Source organism: Campylobacter sp. RM15925, from assembly GCF_012978775.1.
Lineage (GTDB): Bacteria > Campylobacterota > Campylobacteria > Campylobacterales > Campylobacteraceae > Campylobacter_A > Campylobacter_A canis.
The window spans coordinates 71,850-90,225 of the sequence record NZ_LIWP01000004.1 but is presented as its reverse complement, the minus strand read 5'-3'; the positions used below and the strand labels follow the sequence as shown (position 1 = coordinate 90,225).

The 18,376-nt window shown below is 40.9% G+C and carries 16 protein-coding genes; 6 read left to right on the top strand and 10 right to left on the bottom strand.

The window, feature by feature from the left end:
• Window positions 1-3: 3 nt before the first annotated feature.
• Window positions 4-1,305: an MFS transporter gene (locus tag CDOM15925_RS03550; protein ID WP_169941175.1), complete on the bottom strand. Its 1,302-nt coding sequence runs from the start codon at window positions 1,303-1,305 to the stop codon at window positions 4-6.
• A 234-nt stretch (window positions 1,306-1,539) separates the two neighbouring features.
• Between CDOM15925_RS03550 and rdgB the strand changes: the two genes are divergently transcribed.
• From rdgB to CDOM15925_RS03535, 3 genes are all read left to right on the top strand, one after another.
• Window positions 1,540-2,151 carry an RdgB/HAM1 family non-canonical purine NTP pyrophosphatase gene (gene rdgB, locus CDOM15925_RS03545; RefSeq protein ID WP_169941173.1) on the top strand — a complete coding sequence of 204 codons (612 nt, stop codon included), beginning with the start codon at window positions 1,540-1,542 and terminating at the stop codon, window positions 2,149-2,151.
• Window positions 2,152-2,356: 205 nt separating this feature from the next.
• Window positions 2,357-3,595, top strand: coding sequence for a saccharopine dehydrogenase family protein (locus CDOM15925_RS03540; protein WP_169941171.1), 1,239 nt, complete (start codon window positions 2,357-2,359; stop codon window positions 3,593-3,595).
• Window positions 3,596-3,704: 109 nt separating this feature from the next.
• The gene (locus CDOM15925_RS03535) at window positions 3,705-4,481 is read left to right on the top strand and encodes a hypothetical protein (protein WP_169941170.1); all 777 of its coding nucleotides are present in this window, start codon (window positions 3,705-3,707) and stop codon (window positions 4,479-4,481) included.
• 55 nt (window positions 4,482-4,536) lie between these two features.
• Here CDOM15925_RS03535 and CDOM15925_RS03530 read toward each other — a convergent pair whose 3' ends face one another.
• Complete coding sequence (locus CDOM15925_RS03530) at window positions 4,537-5,004, bottom strand: molybdate transport repressor (protein WP_169941168.1); 468 nt, start codon at window positions 5,002-5,004, stop codon at window positions 4,537-4,539.
• A 198-nt stretch (window positions 5,005-5,202) separates the two neighbouring features.
• Here CDOM15925_RS03530 and CDOM15925_RS03525 point away from each other — a divergent pair, with 198 nt between their 5' ends.
• Genes CDOM15925_RS03525 through CDOM15925_RS03515 form a run of 3 tightly spaced genes read left to right on the top strand, consistent with a single transcriptional unit; the run spans window position 5,203 to window position 8,203 of the window.
• Window positions 5,203-6,150, top strand: a complete 948-nt coding sequence (locus tag CDOM15925_RS03525) for an HlyD family secretion protein (protein WP_169941166.1) — start codon at window positions 5,203-5,205, stop codon at window positions 6,148-6,150.
• Window positions 6,147-7,073, top strand: coding sequence for an ABC transporter ATP-binding protein (locus CDOM15925_RS03520; RefSeq protein WP_169941163.1), 927 nt, complete (start codon window positions 6,147-6,149; stop codon window positions 7,071-7,073). The genes CDOM15925_RS03525 and CDOM15925_RS03520 overlap by 4 nt, the downstream gene beginning before the upstream one ends.
• Window positions 7,074-7,081: 8 nt before the next feature.
• Window positions 7,082-8,203: an ABC transporter permease gene (locus CDOM15925_RS03515; protein ID WP_169941161.1), complete on the top strand. Its 1,122-nt coding sequence runs from the start codon at window positions 7,082-7,084 to the stop codon at window positions 8,201-8,203.
• 199 nt (window positions 8,204-8,402) lie between these two features.
• Here CDOM15925_RS03515 and CDOM15925_RS03510 read toward each other — a convergent pair whose 3' ends face one another.
• From CDOM15925_RS03510 to CDOM15925_RS03475, 8 genes are all read right to left on the bottom strand, one after another.
• Window positions 8,403-9,509 (bottom strand): NnrS family protein, encoded by a 1,107-nt coding sequence (locus tag CDOM15925_RS03510; protein ID WP_169941159.1) that lies wholly within the window; start codon window positions 9,507-9,509, stop codon window positions 8,403-8,405.
• Entirely contained in the window at window positions 9,502-10,191 is a 690-nt protein-coding gene (locus CDOM15925_RS03505; RefSeq protein WP_169941157.1) for an ABC transporter ATP-binding protein, read from the bottom strand. Before CDOM15925_RS03505 ends, CDOM15925_RS03510 begins: the two co-directional genes overlap by 8 nt.
• A 9-nt stretch (window positions 10,192-10,200) precedes the next feature.
• Window positions 10,201-10,998 (bottom strand): ABC transporter permease, encoded by a 798-nt coding sequence (locus CDOM15925_RS03500; protein ID WP_169941155.1) that lies wholly within the window; start codon window positions 10,996-10,998, stop codon window positions 10,201-10,203.
• Window positions 10,995-11,957, bottom strand: coding sequence for an ABC transporter substrate-binding protein (locus CDOM15925_RS03495; protein ID WP_169941153.1), 963 nt, complete (start codon window positions 11,955-11,957; stop codon window positions 10,995-10,997). Before CDOM15925_RS03495 ends, CDOM15925_RS03500 begins: the two co-directional genes overlap by 4 nt.
• Before the next feature lie 173 nt (window positions 11,958-12,130).
• Entirely contained in the window at window positions 12,131-13,978 is a 1,848-nt protein-coding gene (locus CDOM15925_RS03490; protein ID WP_169941151.1) for a TonB-dependent receptor domain-containing protein, read from the bottom strand.
• A 213-nt stretch (window positions 13,979-14,191) separates the two neighbouring features.
• Window positions 14,192-14,770 carry a complement resistance protein TraT gene (gene traT / locus CDOM15925_RS03485; RefSeq protein ID WP_169941149.1) on the bottom strand — a complete coding sequence of 193 codons (579 nt, stop codon included), beginning with the start codon at window positions 14,768-14,770 and terminating at the stop codon, window positions 14,192-14,194.
• 125 nt (window positions 14,771-14,895) lie between these two features.
• Window positions 14,896-15,456, bottom strand: coding sequence for a formate dehydrogenase FDH3 subunit beta (fdh3B, locus tag CDOM15925_RS03480; protein ID WP_169941147.1), 561 nt, complete (start codon window positions 15,454-15,456; stop codon window positions 14,896-14,898).
• A 10-nt stretch (window positions 15,457-15,466) separates the two neighbouring features.
• Window positions 15,467-18,367 (bottom strand): formate dehydrogenase subunit alpha, encoded by a 2,901-nt coding sequence (locus CDOM15925_RS03475; protein WP_249934675.1) that lies wholly within the window; start codon window positions 18,365-18,367, stop codon window positions 15,467-15,469.
• Between the last annotated feature and the right edge of the window lie 9 nt (window positions 18,368-18,376).

The window sequence follows — 18,376 nt, the reverse complement described above, 5'->3', positions numbered from 1 at the left end:
AATTTAGTTTTTGATCCTATCAAACAAAGCGGCTTCATCTATCATTTTAGAGTTGTATTTGATAACGTAGTTGTTTGCGGTTTTGTAGCATTCAACAACCTCGTCGAAATTTGAAATAGCCTCTAAATTTACATTATCCTCAAGCCCAAAATAGATATTTTTAAAAATAACGGGATTGTCAAGCCACCTTAAAAGCACAAGCCAGATCACGCAAAGCACGATAAAAACGATGCAAAGCACGTTTAAATCATAATATTTCAGCAAAGCTCCCGCCCCTATGCCGCCTATGAAAGTTCCCATGAAGCCGGATGAGTTAAACACGCCAAGAGCGGCTCCCTTTTCGCTTACTTTGGCAAATTTTGAAGCGATTGACTGCATGATAGGCTCGTGAAGGTTAAACCCTACGAAAAACAGCACGACACCGATACAAAACACAAGCTCGCTCTTTGCCAATGCAAAAAAGAGATAAGAGGCTATAAAAAATACAACTCCTACTACCAAAAGATGCTTGCCAAGACCTCTTTTTTCGCCTATTGCTCCGCCAAACCCCATCGCGATGAAGCCAAACACGGTAGAAACTGCGTAAATTTTCCAAAGCTCGTCTTTAGAACCTCCAAAATCATGAACCAAGACGACCGGAATAATGAAAAAAGCCACAGACATAAGCATTTTTTGCATGAAATTTGTTAGATTCATCAAAAATAAATTTCTATTTGATATGAGCTTAAAAAACGGCGTTTTCTCTTCATAATGCTGAATTTTAGGGTCTTTTGGCACAGCAGTATATAAAAGCACTATACAAAACGCAGTAAGCGCAGCACTTAGATAAAAGAGGCTTGAAAGTCCGAATTTCGCACTCATGCTAGGAGCGATAAGCATCGAAAGAGCGAAACTTACGCCGATAAATACGCCCATTATCGCCATCGCCTTGCCTCTAACTTCTTCTTTTGTATTATCGCTTATCATCGCGGTAGCAACGCCTCCGATAGCGCCCACGCCCTGTATAAAACGCCCCAAAATCATCGTGTAGATATCGGTTGCCTGCGCACAGATCAAGGCTCCGATGATAAAGATCACAAGCCCTAGACAAAGAGTGATCTTGCGCCCGAATTTGTCCGAAAAATAGCCAAAAGGTATCTGAAAAATCACCTGAGTTAGCGCATAAACGCCTATTAAAACTCCTACAAAAAATTCGCTTGAGTGCTCAAGCTCCAAAGCATAAACGCTGATAACAGGCAGTATAATAAATATCCCAAAAAATCTGCTTCCGATGATAAAAGACAGAGGCAAAACGCTTTTTAACATAAAATTTCCTTGATATAAAAGAGTGATTTTACCCTAGATAGGCTTAAATTTTTTATCAAAATTAGCTAAAATATGAAAAATTTTGCCGATTGCAGTAGCCTACTTGCAGGATGGCAAAATTTAAATTAAGCCTTGAAATTTCGCATAAATTTGAGCGATTTACCGTACTCGCACGGCCAATAAAAGGCTAAATTTATAATACGCCAAAAGATAAGTCGCAAAAAGGATAAAAAAGTGAAAATAGTTCTAGCCACGTCCAACAAAGGTAAGGTTAAAGAGATAAAAGATTTCTTAAAAGAGTATGAAATTTACTCGCTTAACGAGATTTGCGAGCCTTTTGATATAGCTGAAGACGGGACGAGCTTTAAAGAAAATGCGCTTATCAAGGCAAGAGCCGTTTATAATAAAATTTGCGAGCTAAATTTGCAGGATAAATTTATAGCCCTAAGCGATGATAGCGGCATTAGCGTAGATGCGCTCGGCGGCAAGCCTGGAATTTACTCGGCCAGATTTAGCGAGCTTGCAACGGACGAGGCAAACAGAGCCAAACTGATATCCGAACTAAAAGCGCTAAATTTACCCAACTCGCGCGCTTACTACACGGCTTGTATCGCGATAGCTAGCAAATTTGGAGAATTCAGCGCGCATGGATTTATGCACGGAACTGCGCTTACCGAAGAAAGGGGCGAAAACGGCTTTGGCTATGATGCGCTATTTATACCAAACGGCTTTGATAAAACTCTTGGCGAGCTTGATGATGAGATAAAGCTTGAAATTTCTCACCGATCAAAAGGGCTTGAGTTAATTAAATTTGTGCTAAGGAGCATTGAGAGGAAATTTATATGATACATCTTTGCGCTTTGTACAAGGCACTTTTGCAGATTAAAAAGTCAAACGAGCAGGGGGTGCTTTGAACTCTTGATTAAATTTTAAATTGAGGCAAATTTATGGCGATACTATTTTGCCTGTGATTTTTACTAAGCTTTAAACTTATCTTACATTACATAATTTTTTGATAAAATCAAAATAAATTTCAAAACTAAGGAAAAACATGGCACATATTTTAATTATCGGAGCCGGCGGAGTAAGCCAAGTAGCGACCGTAAAATGCGCGATGAATAGCGATGTTTTCACGACTATCACGCTTGCAAGCCGCACAAAGAGCAAATGCGACGCTATAGCAAAATTTATCAAAGAGCGCCTTGGGGTTACGATAAATACGGCTCAAATCGACGCTGATGATACCGATGCGGTTGTAGAGCTCATTAAACAAACCAAAGCCGATCTGCTACTAAACGTGGCGCTTCCGTATCAGGATTTGACACTCATGGACGCTTGCGTAAAAGCTAAAATTCCTTATATAGACACCGCAAACTACGAGCATCCCGATACTGCGAAATTTGAATACAAGCTTCAATGGGCAAAAGACGGCGACTTTAAAAACGCAGGCACAATGGCGCTTCTTGGAAGCGGATTTGATCCGGGTGTGACAAACGTATTTTGCGCCTATGCACAACAAAATTTGTTCGATGAAATCCACGAGATAGATATCCTAGACTGCAACGCCGGAGATCACGGATATCCTTTTGCGACGAATTTCAACCCGGAGATAAACCTGCGCGAAGTTAGCTCAAAGGGCAGGTATTGGGAAAAAGACGAAAGCGGCGAAGGCAAATGGATAGAAACCGAGCCTATGGAGATAATGTTTAAGTGGGACTACCCGAAAATCGGCGTAAAAGACAGCTACCTGTTATATCACGAAGAGCTTGAGAGCCTAGTTAAAAACATCAAAGGACTTAAGAGAATTCGCTTCTTTATGACTTTTGGACAAAGCTATCTAACTCACATGAAATGCCTTGAAAATGTCGGCATGCTGCGCATAGACGAGGTTGAGCATAACGGAATGAAGATAGTGCCTATCCAGTTTCTAAAAACCCTACTTCCGGATCCCGCCAGCCTCGGTGCAAGAACGAAAGGCAAGACAAACATCGGCTGCGTCATAAGAGGCATAAAAGACGGCAAAGAGCGCCAAGTCTATATCTATAACGTATGCGATCATGAAGAGTGCTATAAAGAGACGGGCGCGCAAGCTGTTAGCTACACGACGGGCGTTCCTGCCATGATAGGTTCTATGATGGTTGCTAAAGGAATTTGGAATGGTAAAGGTGTATTTAACATGGAAGAATTTGACGCCAAGCCTTTCATGGACGAGCTTATGAAGCAAGGATTGCCGTGGGAGATAATAGAAATGAAACCCGGCGAGAGATATGAGGTTGAGAGGAAAATTTAATACACATAAAACTCAATAATATTCTAAATTAGTATATTCTGTATAGTAACTTATATGGAATATACTCCCTTATCAAACAATACAAAAACTAAATTAAAAAGGAAGTATGTTGTTTATAGATAAAATCAAAAATAAATTTATAAATTCAAACAAAGAAACGATACTCTATGCTATAAGTTTTATAATGCTACTTATTCTAGCTTTATTAAACTTCAATTTTGAACTCAAGCACAATGTGTATATTAAAACACTATGTTTTTTAAGTATTTTGCTCTGTATTTATGCTTGCTTAAGTCATTATTTTAAGTTCGTAAAAAAAATATGGAAACATTGGATAGGTAAAATAATATTAACTATCTCAAATTTAATTATCTATTTTCTAGCAAAATTTATAGCAATGTATGCTATTTCTATCACTACAGGACTACCTCCTCAGGACTTTGAATTTAGTGTGGAGGCTTTAACTGCGTTATTATATATACCTTCAGCTATTATTACATTTTATGTTTTTATCTCATTCTTTCTTATTTTAAGCTGGATATCCCTAGTTGCAAGAATGTTTTTGGATATGATATTTGACGGTGTAACAAAAATTGTAAATTTCAATAAACCGCAAATATTAAATTTGAATTTATTCGGAAGAGTTACAGGCATCATGTTCGTAAATATTTTATCTTGTATTATGATATCCATGGCATTAACTTCAGCGGACAAAACAGTTCCATATATTTCAAAACTTATTTTTTATCTTGATTACTATCAATTAAGTAACCACCCTGATATTCCGCAAGATAAATATGTTCATATTCACAATAATAATATAATTTCAATAGCAAAACCTTCTGATGCGCAGGTTACCTTTACCATATACAAATTAGAAAACTAATTAACAAAACTACATTTGCAGCTTATCTTGCCTAAATTTATCGCTTTCTTGGGGATTATTTATCAGCATTAATTTTTTGCAGCTTCTCTCTTAAAAGATTAAAAATTTCATATTTTGATTTTTCGTATTTATCTAAGATTATTGCGTCGTTTTCACCAATTGGCTGTATAAGCCCGTCAGCGGCTTCCCTGTCAAGCCTTCCTCTTTTAAATTTCACGTTTAAAACCTGAATATCTCGCTTTTTATCCACAACGCGAGTGCTTATCTCATCGATATCTTTAAAATAAAATTTATGCTGTTTAGAACCCTTTTTCACGCCAAATCCGTCATCAAAAATTTCTATAAAACTCTCTTGAACTATCTTTTTCACACAAAAAACGGCACATACTAAAGTTACTATCATGGTAAAAATCGCAGAAGCCGCAAGTTCATAATAAACATATCCCAAAAAACCCGCCGCAAATAGCAAGACCGACATGATAAGCGATCCTATAGCGCCCTTTTTATTCTCTTTTATCTGCATGTTTTTCCTTTTTGTTTCACAAATTTCGCGCCTAAAAGCTAGAAATTTAAAAATGATTATATCAGAACAAGCCCAAATTTAAAGCTTTCAAACCGACACTAAAATTTAGCCGCTAAGCTAAATTCCGCTATAATGATATCGCTTTTAAAAAGCTGTTTTTAGTTTTTAGCATTTGCACTCTAAATTTCAGGAGTAAAAATGAATGCAAAATTTATAGTTTTATCTCTTTTTTTGCTACTTGCAGGTTGCGACAAGAAAGCGGACGACACACATTTTAACGGCTATTTAGAAGGTGAATATATCCACATATCGCCTTATTTTAGCGGACGCATAGTAAAAATTCACGTAAAAGAAGGCGAGATTATTGATTCGGGCAAGTTGCTATTTGAGCTTGAAGATACTTTGCAAAAAGCGAATTTAAACATAGCTAAAGCGAATTTAGCCTCCCTTGAAGCAAAGCTTGAAGATCTAAATTTAGGCATGCGAAAAGAAGAGATCGAGCGCATCAAAGCAAAGCTAGACGAAGCCAAAGCGGCAAGTTGGCTTGCTGATAAAAACTGGCAGCGAACTAAAAAACTAATAGCCAAAAATTCGGTTTCTGATAAAGAAGCGGATATCGCAAAAGCCGAATTTGAAAGAGCAAGAGCCGTAGTAAACGAGCTTGAAGCCTCTTTAAAGATCGCAAATTTGCCCGCCAGAGTAAATCAAATAAACAGCCTAAAAGCGGACATAAATGCACTTAAAGAAGATATCAAAGCCAAAGAGTGGCAGCTAAATGAAACCAAAATTTATGCCCCAAAAGCGGGCAAGATCGAAGAGATTTTTTACAAAGAAAGCGAGTGGGCGTTAAACTCAAAGCCCGCCATCCTGCTACTTCCCATAAACGAGCTAAAAGCCAAATTTTTCGTGCCGATCGCTTATATCGGCGAGTTTAAAGAGGGACAAAAGATAAAAATCGGCTGCATTGGATGCGAAAATTTAACCGCAACCGTTAGCAAGATAGCCTCTAAGCCCGAATACACCCCGCCCATCATCTACAGCGAAAACACTCAAGATACGCTTACATATCTCGTTGAAGCCGTGCTTGATAACCCAAGCGAGTTTTTGCACCCCTCACTTCCCATTAGCGTAAGGCAAAATCAATGAGCGAGTACGCCATAGACGTGCAAGGGCTTTCAAAGAGATTTGGCAAGCGCGTGATAATGGACAACGTAAATATCAGAGTGCAAAAAGGTAGCGTTTGCGGATTTTTAGGACCAAACGGAAGCGGCAAGACGACCACGATAAGAATGCTTTGCGGACTTTTAAAAGCCGATAGCGGAAGCGGGCAGTGTCTTGGATATGATTTTTTAACGCAGTCTGACGCCATAAGGCTAAACACTGGCTATATGACGCAAAAATTCGGCTGGTACGCTGATCTAACCGTTAGAGAAAATTTAGAATTTGTAGCGAAACTTTTTAAGATCAAAAATCAAAAATTTGAGATAGACAGGACGCTTGACGAGCTTGGTATTGCAGCTAGACAAAACCAAAGTGCAGGCGCTCTCTCAGGCGGCTTAAAGCAACGCCTTGCGCTTGCGATGTGCCTTGTGCATAGCCCTAAACTGCTCTTGCTCGATGAGCCTACCGCGGGCGTTGATCCAAAGGCTAGAAGGGAGTTTTGGGATATCATACATCGCCTTGCAAACGACGGCGTAACGGTGCTAGTTTCAACCCACTACATGGATGAAGCCGAGCGCTGCCATGAGCTTATCTACATAGCTTACGGCAAAATTTTAGCCCAAGACAGTGAAAATGAAATCATCTCCAAATACAAACTTGACATCTGGGATCTAAGCGGCTCGCGCGCAGCTGAAATTTCAAGGCTAATAGCCTCAAGCAGAGCGGTTCATACAGTTTCTGCTTTTGGAAACAGCTATCACATAGTAGTGCGAGATGCGAATTTGCTCCAAAGCGAGATAAAAAATCTTGGATACTCAAACGCTCAAGCAAATTTAAAGCCTATAAAAACGAGTTTGGAAGATATATTTATCCATCTTTTAAACATTTTTGAAGATGAGCGTGCGTAGGAAAAATCATGCAAGAATTTTCAATCCTTAGAATTCACGCCGTAGTTATCAAGGAATTTCGCCAAATTCTAAGAGATAAAGGCACACTAGCTCTTATCATCATGATGCCGCTTATGCTCATGCTGCTTTTTGGCTACGCGATCAACAACAATCCAAGAAATTTGCCAACCGCACTTGTCATAAATTCGCAAGGAGAGCTTAGCAGATCGCTTATTAAGGCCATGCAAAACACGGGATATTTTCATATAAAAAGCATTACGAGGGATTTAGAGCTTGCAGATGAACTGATGAGAAAAGGCGATGTGCAGTTTATCATCCACTTCCCGCATGATTTAGAGCGCGATCTAACAAGAGGCTTTGTGCCAAAAATTTTAATCGACATTGACGCTACCGATCCCGCCTCATCGGCTCAGGTTTCAAGCGCGCTTATAAGAGCTTTTAACCAAGCCATCTCAAGGGATAAATTTAGCATAGAGCATCAAAACAGCGAATTTGAGCTGATAGTTCATACTAAATACAACCCTGAGCTTTTGACAAGATATCAGATCATCCCGGGGCTAGTGGGCATACTTCTTACGCTTACGACTATTTTGCTGGCGGGAATTTCGATGACTAAGGAGTATGAGCGCGGCACGATGGAAAATTTGCTTGCGACACCGCTATATCCGACCGAGGTGATGCTTGGTAAAATTTTGCCCTATCTTTTTATCTCGTATCTGCAAATTTGCGTGCTTTTGTTTATCGCGCGATATCTTTTTGAGCTTCCCATCATAACTAATTGGGGCTCTCTTATAGCCTGCTGCACTCTTTTGATGCTTGCAAATTTGGGAGTTGGATTTACCTTTAGCACGCTTGCTAAAAATCAGCTTCAAGTTATGCAGATGACTTACTTTTTCTTTTTGCCTTCACTGCTACTTTCGGGGTTCATGTTTCCGTTTTACGGTATGCCAAAATGGGCGCAAATTTTAGGAGAATTCTTTCCGCTGACGCACTTTTTACGTATGATTAGAGGAATTTGGCTTAAAAATGCTCTTATAACAGACTACGTCTATGACGTGATAGCTATGTTTGTATTTTTATGCGCCAGCACCGCTTTATCGTTGTATAGATATAAAAGAACGCTTGATTAGATTAAAGCCCGAATTTGGGCTTTAAATCATTTTTCTACGGCAAGCTTTAGGCTAACTTCGGCCTCGCTCCAAGTTTTACCTGCGTGAAGAGCCTTACACATCTACTGCTTTAGCCATTATCGGCTCTTTTTTAAATATCTCGATACTCTTTGCAAAATCGGCAAATTTATCGCTTTTAGTCGATTTAAACTCAAATTTCTTACTCGGGATCGTCGCTAAATTCGTTATTTTTAAAAATTTTATAAAAATCAACAAACCATAAAACAAAAGCGATTACGATCAAAGTAGCCGGCAGATGTATATAAAATCCGCTCCAAGCATAGGCAAAAAACCCTCTAAAAATTCCCGCAACCACAACCAAAACAAAAGCTATCTTACTAAGAAGCAAAAACTCAAGCTCCTGTCCGCTATGACGAAGCCCGGCGATATTAAAGATAAGCATAATGCTAAATATCATACCGTTAATCGCAAGTATGTGAATCATGTTTGCCTCAAGCCCAAGACCCAAAATTCCGCTTATGCCAAAGATGGCGTAAGCAACTGCCGCAAGAAGCTGCATAAGATAGTAAAAAACGATAAAATTATGCCTTAAAAGCTCTTTATAATGCCACTCCTTAAGCTTGGCAAACACCGCAGCACCGCAAGCTAACGCCGCATAACTTATCGCGCCGCTTGATTCAAAAAACACGCTTAAAATCAAAAACGCACAAACGCAGCAAATGGCGATATTTTTATAGACCAAATTTGGCACAAACACAGCCTCATCCATATCGCTTTCGCGCTTTATCGCCTCTCGTCCAAGCACCATACTAACACGAAATGATATAAGCAAAATCGCGATGATATGCAGATGAATTTGCAAATTTAAAAACTTCTCTTCACCACTTAAAAGATAGCAAATTTCAAAGAGCAAAATTCCAAGCAAAAAGCCCATAACCCCAAATTGATCGTCGTTTTTATCAAGCCAGATCATATAAGCGCAAAGCATCACCAAATACGCCCAAAAAATCGCCATAAAAAGATGGGCAAGCCACAAATTTACGAGTGAGGCAAGGAAACTAAGAGCAAAAATTCCAAACAAACTATAAGCGTGAATTTTAAGCGATTTAGTAAAATTCGTCCAGTCGGTAAGGCCAGTGAGCAAAAATCCCGCATAAGCAAGCGCGCCTACAAGGTGTAAAAATATAAATTTATGAAGGCTTATAAAATCAACCGGCGCAAAAAATACAGCCCCGCCAAGTGCCGCACAAATCGCGCTTGAAAGGAAAAATATCCGCATAGGATAGGTAAAAAAATCATTAATCATAGTAAATTTTCCCCTTAAAATTCTCGTTTATCACGGCGTTTAAGTAATCAAAATTCCTATCTTCAAAGCGCTTTTCAAGCTTTAGCCTACGCTCGATGACAGCACCCTTGCTCTCAAGGAAGCAAATTTCATCACTCATCTTAGCTGCTTCCATCCTATCATGCGTCACAAGCACTACGCTCATGCCGTTTTTCACGCGGTTTGCGATCATTTCCATCAAAATTTCTTTCATGTCGTAATCAAGCCCCGAAAACGGCTCATCCATCAAAAGCAAATCAGGCTGGGTAACGATAGCACGCACGAAGGCGACCCTTTGGCGCATTCCACCACTTAGCTCATTAGGATATTTTCTAGCGTCCTTTTTGCCAAGACCAAGCCTTTCAAAGTAGCTAAGCACTAGACTTTCATCGGGCTTATCCATAACTAAAAGCACGTTTTCAAGCGCGTTTTTCCACTCTAAGAGGCGGTTTTCTTGAAAAAGATAGGTCGTGCGGGCAAATTTGTTGATTATGCGCCCTTTTCTTGGCTCTATGATACCGGAAATTAGCCTAAGTATCGTAGTCTTACCGCACCCGCTTGCGCCAAAAAGAGTTATAACCTCGCCGCTTTTAACATCTAGGCTAAAATTTCTCACGACCTTATCGCGCAAAATTTCATATTCTACATTTTTAAGTTCCAGCATTATCGCTCCTTAGCGCTTCCAAGGCATGAGTGCTATCTTTAAAGGCTCGATGATTAGGTATTCAAAAAGCATGATAAGCGTGATAACAAGCACGACGTAAGCCATCACCTCGGTCGTATCAAGCATGACGCGCGCGCTTGCTATCTTTGCGCCCATTCCTTCATTTGCTCCCAAAAGCTCCGCCATGATGACTATCTTAACGCCCATCGCCACAGCCACACTCAAAGAGCTTATGATATATCCCGTAAGATGGGGGATATAAAGGTGGCGAATCTTCCTAACAAGCCCAAGATGATATGCGTCAAACATCTCCTTTAGCTCCTCGCTAACGCTCATCATGCCCACTGCCGAACTTGCAAACGTTAGCGGCAAAACGGTTATGATGATGGTAAAGATAGTGCTAAAATTTCCAAATCCGAACCAAAATATTGCCATCACTATCCAAATGATCGGCGGCATAGCCAAAAGCACCGTTATAAGCGGCTTTAAAAGTACGGCAAAGCTCTTATAAGCGCCGGCAATAAGCCCCAAAGTGATGCCGATGATACATGCAGTTCCCACGCCCACAAGCGACCTAAACAGCGTTACATCAATCTCACTTGCCTTGTATTCAAGCAGAAGCGAATAAGCCTTAAGAAAGACGACCTTTGGAGCAGGCAGCATAAATTCGCCGAATTTTTCACTACCAAGCTGCCAAAGAGCAATCAAAAGACATATCGTGGCAAAGCCACTAAATCCGCCCCAAAGATAATCAACCACGCGGTTTATCGCCGCGCGATCTTTTTTAACGTTATCGATTAAAATCATAAAAACAGACTTTTATCAGGCATTTTACCGCCTAAAATTTTTGGATTTAGCTCAAAAAGCACTTCAAAAAAGCTCATCAGCTCATCAGCCAAATCGCTTGCTTTAGTTACGGTTAAATTTGAGCGCTCAAATGCGTTTGCAAGAGCCGGTTCCGGTGCAGGCAGATACTGAGCGCCGATCTTAGCGGCACTTTGTTTGTTTTGCAAAATCCACTTAAGAGCGTTTTGCAAATCGTTATGAAATACCTCAAAAACCTCTCTGTTAGAATTATAATAATCCAAACTCACTATAAGACCCGCTTGCGGGATATATGGCTTTATGCCAAAGCTCTCGCCCCAAACTTCAGGTAGTTCAAAGCCCACGCTTACATCCACGCCCATCTTTTTGCCCTTAAGTATGGCAGCAGAGCTCATAGGCTCGATAGATAGTGCAGCGTCATAGTCCTTTTGTAAAAAGAGTCCAACCGACTCAGGCGGAGTTTGCACGTAGGTGATGTCGATCTTTGAGATGTCTATGCCGCGCTTTTTGCAAATGGCGCGAAAGACGAGATCGGGCATATCGTTTTTAAAAGGCATGATAAGCTTTTTACCGACCAAATCCTCTATGCTTTTTATGCTTGCGTCTTTAACAAGGACGTTTTGAAGTCCGTTTGTCATGATGTTTAGCATGCCAAATTTTATGCCTTGGTTGGCTAAATTTACGCCCACGTTACTAGGTGCGGCAGTTAGCTTCATATCTCCGCTTGCCACACCCGCGCGAAGCTGGTCGGGGTTGCTCCAAATTCGCAGCTTCATATCGTGAGTTTTATTAAGCTCTCCTTGCATAGTCGCAACCGCAAGCATAGTGCTTGGGATAGCGGGCATCCCCCAAATATCAAACCTCTCTTTTGCAAACAAATCTGGGGCTAATGCCGTTACTCCAAGAGCTGCGCCTAAACCTAAGAAATTTCGTCTTTTCATCTTTTATCCTTTGTGTTGATCTAAATTTTTAACTAAAATAAAGTCGTAAAAGCAAAGTATCGCGAGATGATTTTTTGAGCTTTGAAGCAAAATTAAGCAAAGCTAGGCAAGATAGCCTGCTGCAGTGAAAATTTTGCAAAATCTCAAAAAAGCGCTCGCGAGACTAGCTTTTATCAAAAGCTTGAGTGAAAACTTACAAACACCGTTCTGCCTGGAGCATTCACCCTCCTTGGATCAAGAGCTGCGACATGATCGCCGCTTATAAACTCCGCATACTCTTTATCAAAGATATTATTTACGCCAAATCTTAAGCCGAATTTATTTCTAAACTCAACCGCACCGTAAACGTCTATGAGCGTAAACGCTTTGGTCTCTTTGCTGTCTATGCCAAGACCTGTAGTTTTATCAAAATCGCCTCTGTTTTGCTTTGCCACATATCTAAGCGCACTGCCTAAACTAAAGCTTCCAAAGCTTGCGTAGCTCTTGTAATCAGCTGCCAAATTCGCTTCAAACGGACGAATTTGATAAAGGGCTCTGCCGTCTGTTTTGTTTTGTCCGTAGTTGTAAAAAAGTGCTGCTTTTAAGCCAAAATTTTGCAAGAAATTATAACTCGCGCTTAAATTTGCGCTGTAAATTTCAGCATCCACATTGCGCGAAATAACGGCGTTTTTGTTCATCGGCATAGCCGCTTTTGAGTGCCTGCGATCATAGATGATGAGATCTTTTACGTCGCTTGCGATAAGATGAGCTTTAATCGCAAAGCTATCCTCGCCCTGCTTTGAGCTTAGGTACTCTTTGAAAAACTCGCTTTTATACTCAAGTCCCAAATTCACGCGGTTGTGGCGCTCGGGTTTTAAGAACGGATTTGATATCCAGCCATTATCAAGCGGTCCGTAAAGGGTGTTAAAGCGCTCCATGTTTGAAGGCATCCTGCTAATGCTCTCAAGTGCCGCGTAGTAAAGATCCTTTTCATTCGGGCTAAATTCGTATTTCAGGCTCGCACTTAAAGCCTTATGTTTGATGTCGCCGTCTAAATTTTCGCCGTAAATTGACTTAATCAGCCCTTTTATCGTTGAAATTTGAGGCATACGCGCTACGTATTGGTTGTTCGCCGCGCGCAAATTTGAGCTCATCCACTCGTAGTTTAGCGCCAAATTTAGCCTGTTTGCTTCGTTAAATTTATAAGATATCTCGTCAAACACTCTCACGCTTTGGTTTTTAATATCACCGAAGCGGTATCCGTTAAACACCCATTTGCCGCCCACAAATCCGTATCTTTTGCCCTCGTGCAAGTCGTGCTGATAGCTAGTGCCTATCATGTTGTGAAAATTGCCAAAATCAGCGTCATAGCTAAGCTTCGCGTCAAAAATTTTCCTCTCTACTTCGACTTTTACTTTTTGAGCCGAATTTCTTAGCTCGTAGTTGTTTGCGTTGCGGTTGATATCTCTTAGCATAAGCTCTAAATTTAGCGTATTAGCAAGACTTTCTTCGCCTAAACGAGCGTTAAATTTCGCTATCTTACGCTCGGTTTTAACTGAGTCCATCGCGTGATGAGGTTCTTTTTCGTTATCTATATTATCACGCAAAAAAGTAAAACGAAATTCGCTTATATCGTTTGGTACAAATCCTACTATAGCGCTTTGACCTTGTCTTGAGTAGCCAAAATCAACTTCATTGCCGCCACCGTCTTTGTAGCGGTTGCCCTTTGAAAAATTTGCATTTAAGATGGTGTAGAAATTTGCCCCACGGTATTTAAAAAGAGTCGAGCTATAAAAATCTCTACCGTAAAATCCGCCTGAAACGTGAAATTTATCCATTGAATCATCAAGCAGATCGGTTACGAAAAAATACTCATCCCTATTCGTACGATCAAACTGATGTGCGGGAAATGCGCTTTGAGCGATATTTGGCGTATATGGCTTAGGTGGCACGAAATCTTTTAACGGAGCGATATTATCTGGGTTTGCGCTATTTGCTACAAGCAAGCTAACTAACGCGGCACAACTTAAAACTACTCTCATCTTGCGTCCTTTTTGTATGAAATTTATGAGAAATTTGATTTCTTTTGATTTTGATTAAGTATATCATTATTAAGCAGTTAAAGATATTGATATATATCAACTCTAAAATATATATCAAAAACAAATTTGAAATTTAGCTCGATAAATTATAAGCATGGTTTGAAAGGATAAAGGCTTGTAAAGAGAGCCTATCCGCCCTCTTTACAAACAAAATTAATAAAAGAAGTTGATTATCTGAGTAGCTATCTTATCTTCTACAAAAGGCATGATGTAGCTTGGAGAATATACGTTTTTATCGCTTTGCACATCGAGTATGGTGCGTTGTTCGCGCTCTTTTGTAGCGATCGAGACGCTAACCGTTGCCTTGTAGATGTAGTGGCGAGTGTCGTAATAATCATCATAAAAAGGATCTCCAAACACCATGCCAACTCCTGCTGAGCTCCTACGTCCAAACGAGCCAAAGCCGTAGCCTAAATTTATAAAGACATTAGGATCCTTACGCTCCACTCTCTCAAGCATCATAAAATCCCCAAGCAAGACGATATCTGCACGCTTTTTATCAGCTACGGGCACGAAGCCCTTACTTACAAATTTCTTTCTAACCGTCTCTTCAAGAGTGTTTTGATGTCCTGATGAGTTTTTAAAATTTATAAAGACCGTTTGGTTTGCGTCTAAATTTGTAATAAATACTGGCGCACTGGAGTTTAAGTATAGTTTTGGAGTGCTATTTGTGCTGCAAGCCGCAAAGAAAAAGGCTATAAATAAAAGGAGTAAAATTTGAACATACCTCATCTCAAATCCTTTAATTTTATGATTTTACATAAAATTATAACTCGCTGCGATTAATGAAAGATAAAATAAAAGCTAAATTTTAAAGAATAAAAGAGAAGAAAAAGGGGCGAATTGCCCCCTTAAATTTAGATAGAAAAGCCTGTATTGCGAAGTGTGACACGTTTGCGATATACGTTTGCAACTTCGGTTGCATCTCCAACCAAAAGAGCGTTTGTCGCACAAACCGCCGCACACATAGGCACTTTGCCCTCTGCGATACGGTTTTGTCCGTATAGTTCGCGCTCTTCGTGAGAATTTGTCTCAGCCGGACCACCTGCGCACATAGTGCATTTATCCATCTCGCCTTTAATGCCAAACGCCCCGTCTCTTGGAAACTGCGGCGCACCAAACGGACAAGCATATAAGCAGTATCCACAGCCGATGCACTTGTTTTTATCATGAAGCACGATACCGTCCTCGCGGATATAAAAGCAATCCACAGGACAAACTTGCTCGCAAGGAGCGTCCGTGCAGTGTTGGCATGCGATGGTTGTTGAAACCTCCTTGCCCTCAACGCCGTCATGCAGCGTGATAACCTTACGGCGGTTAATGCCCACAGGAGTTTCGTGCGCCGAAGAGCAAGCTACTTGACAACCGAAACAACTTATACATCTGTTGTTATCTACGAAAAATTTCATTCTTGCCATGGCTTACTCCTTACGCTTTTTCCAGACGGCATAGACCTGCGTTATACTCTGAAATTTGAGTAACAGGGTCAAATCCGTAGTTTGTTACGATGTTTGAAGGCTCGCCTATCGTATATGGCTTAGTTCCTTCAGGATACCTGTGGCTTAGATCAACGCCTTGCATCACGCCCGCGAAGTTATAAGGTAAGCAAATTCTATCGGGCGTAACGCTTCTGTTGTGATAGCATTTTACCTTTATCTTAGTGCCTTGCGGAGAGTGAATCCACATCATATCGCCGTCTTGTATGCCGTATTTAAGCGCTAGTTCAGGGTGAACGTTAGCAAACATCTCAGGCGTAATAGCCGCTAGATATTTACTTGTACGCTCAAGCATTCCCGCACCGCTTAAATTAACCAAGCGCATTGAACTGATGATAGTAGGGAAATCCTTGCTCCAATCTTGCTTTTGCTGCTCTGATTTAAATTTCGTCTCAACGCGGAAATTTCTAGTCTGATCATCAATAGCAGGATACTTTTGTACCAGATCCCATCTTGGCGAGTGTATCGGCTCTCTGTGTTTTGGAATTTGATCTATAAATTCCCAAACTATAGCCCTTGCTCTTGCGTTTCCGTAAGGAGCAACGCCCGCTTCGCGACATTTTTGATTTATGATACCGCTATAATCCATAGTCCAGTTTTCGCCGATCTTAGCCTTTTCTTCCTCGGTTAAAGTTATGCCAAGCACCTGCTCGATATTGTCCTTAGTGATTTGCGGATAGCCGCCTTTAACCTTAGAGCCTTTTAGCTGAACGGCTTCAGATGCGATTTGAGAAACGCCGTTATGCTCTAGACCAAATCTATTTCTAAATCCGCAACCGCCCTCGGTATAAGGCTTATTTAGATCATAAAGTATAGGAGTTCCCGGATGCTGCTTATCCCAACAAGGCCAAGGCAAGCTGTAGTATTCGCCTTTTACGTCTCCGCCTATTCCTATTAGCGTATCGGGATCGAAATTTTCCCAATTTTGCTGATGCTTTCTTAATCTTTCAGGCTGCCAACCTTGAAGCCCGATAGTCTGACCCATTCTGGCTAGCTCTCTTGTAGCGTCATCAGGCCACACGAAGCTATCTTTTACCACTTCAAGATCATCGTTCATCTTTAAAGATTTTGTGTAATCCTCATAAAAGCCCCATTTTTTAGCAAATTCAAACATAACCTCATGATCAGGCTTGCTCTCATAAAGTGGATCTACAACTTTCGTTCTCCACTGCGCAGCTCGGTTTGTAGCCACAACGATACCTTCATTTTCAAACTGAGTCGCAACAGGAAGGATATAAATTCCGTCTTTTCTGTCGCTTAAGATCGCAACCTCATTTACAAACGGCTCTGCAATAACTAGCAAATCAAGTTTATCTATCGCCTCTTGAATTTTTGCCAGGTGAGCCATAGAGGTAATTCCCGTTCCTTGAACCCAAAGCACCTTAAGCTCGCCGCTTGTAAAGGTATTTTCTTCTTTTAAAACGCCCTGCCACCATTTTGAAAGCGACCAGCCTTTTTCATTTCTCCAGTTTCTATCTTCAGGATTTTTAGGATCGTGGTAATAATACTCCTCAAATTTCGTTCCTTTTATAGGAGTACCGCCTTTTTTAGGCTCTTTGGTTGAAACGGCAAATCGTTTTACAAATTCGTCAAATTCAACGCCCCAGCCCTTACAAAAGTGCTTCCAAGCTTTATCTCCAAGCCCGTAGTATGTAGGCAAGCTGTCGGCTAGGTTGCCCATATCGGTTGCACCTTGAACGTTATCGTGTCCGCGGATAATGTTACATCCGCCGCCCTCTACGCCCATATTTCCAAGCACAAGCTGAAGAATAGGCAAAATTCTCGTATTTGAGCTGCCGATACTGTGCTGAGTCATTCCAAGAGACCATGCGATAGAAGCCGGCTTTGTATGAGCGTAAATATTTGCTACCTGCACAATCAAATCGGCAGGAACTCCGGTAACGTCAGACGTTACTTCAGGCGTCCAGTGCTCGGCCTCTTTGCGAACTTCATCTATGCCGTAAGTTCTATCGGCGATGAAATTCTTATCCTCCCAGCCGTTTTTAAATATGATATGAAGCAGCCCGTAAACAAAAGCTATATCCGTTCCAGGTCTAACACGCACGTATATATCGGCTTTTGCCGCTGTTTTTGTGTAGATAGGATCTACAACTATCAGCTTTGCGTTGTTTCTATCTTTAGCTTGAAGGAAGTGCTTCATGCCTCCGACTGGATTTGCAACTGCGGAATTTGCTCCAAAAACCATAATGGCTTTTGAATTTGCCGCCACGTCTCCAAAGTGGTTTGTCATAGCGCCATAACCCCAAGTATTCGCCGCTCCGGCGACTGATGCGCTATGTCAAATACGTGCAACGTGGTCTATATTATTTGTGCCCCAAAATGCTGCAAATTTCCTAAAATAAAACGACTGCTCGTTGCTAAATTTCGCAGAGCCCAAAAATTCAACACAATCAGGTCCATGCTCTTTACGAATTTCAAGCATCTTATCGCCGATCTCGTTTACCGCAGTTTCCCAGCTTATGCGCTCCCACTTGCCGTTTACCTTTTTCATAGGGTATTTGATGCGTTGCTTGCTCTTGGTTAGATCGATTTGATCTATGCCCTTACAGCAGTGACTGCCTTGAGATACGGGATGATACATCGCCATATCTTGACGAACCCAAACGCCGTCTTTGACCTCCGCCTCTATACCGCATCCGGCAGAACATATCGAACAGATGGTTCTAACTTTTTTTGAGCCCTCAAACGGATTTTTTATCTCTTCGTTCGTGGCTTTTCTAAATACTTCATTCTCTCCAAAAGCGACCGTGCTACCCGCTCCAAGGGCTGCAAGCTTAAGGAAAGAGCGTCTTCCTATACGTGAATCACTCATAGTATTCTC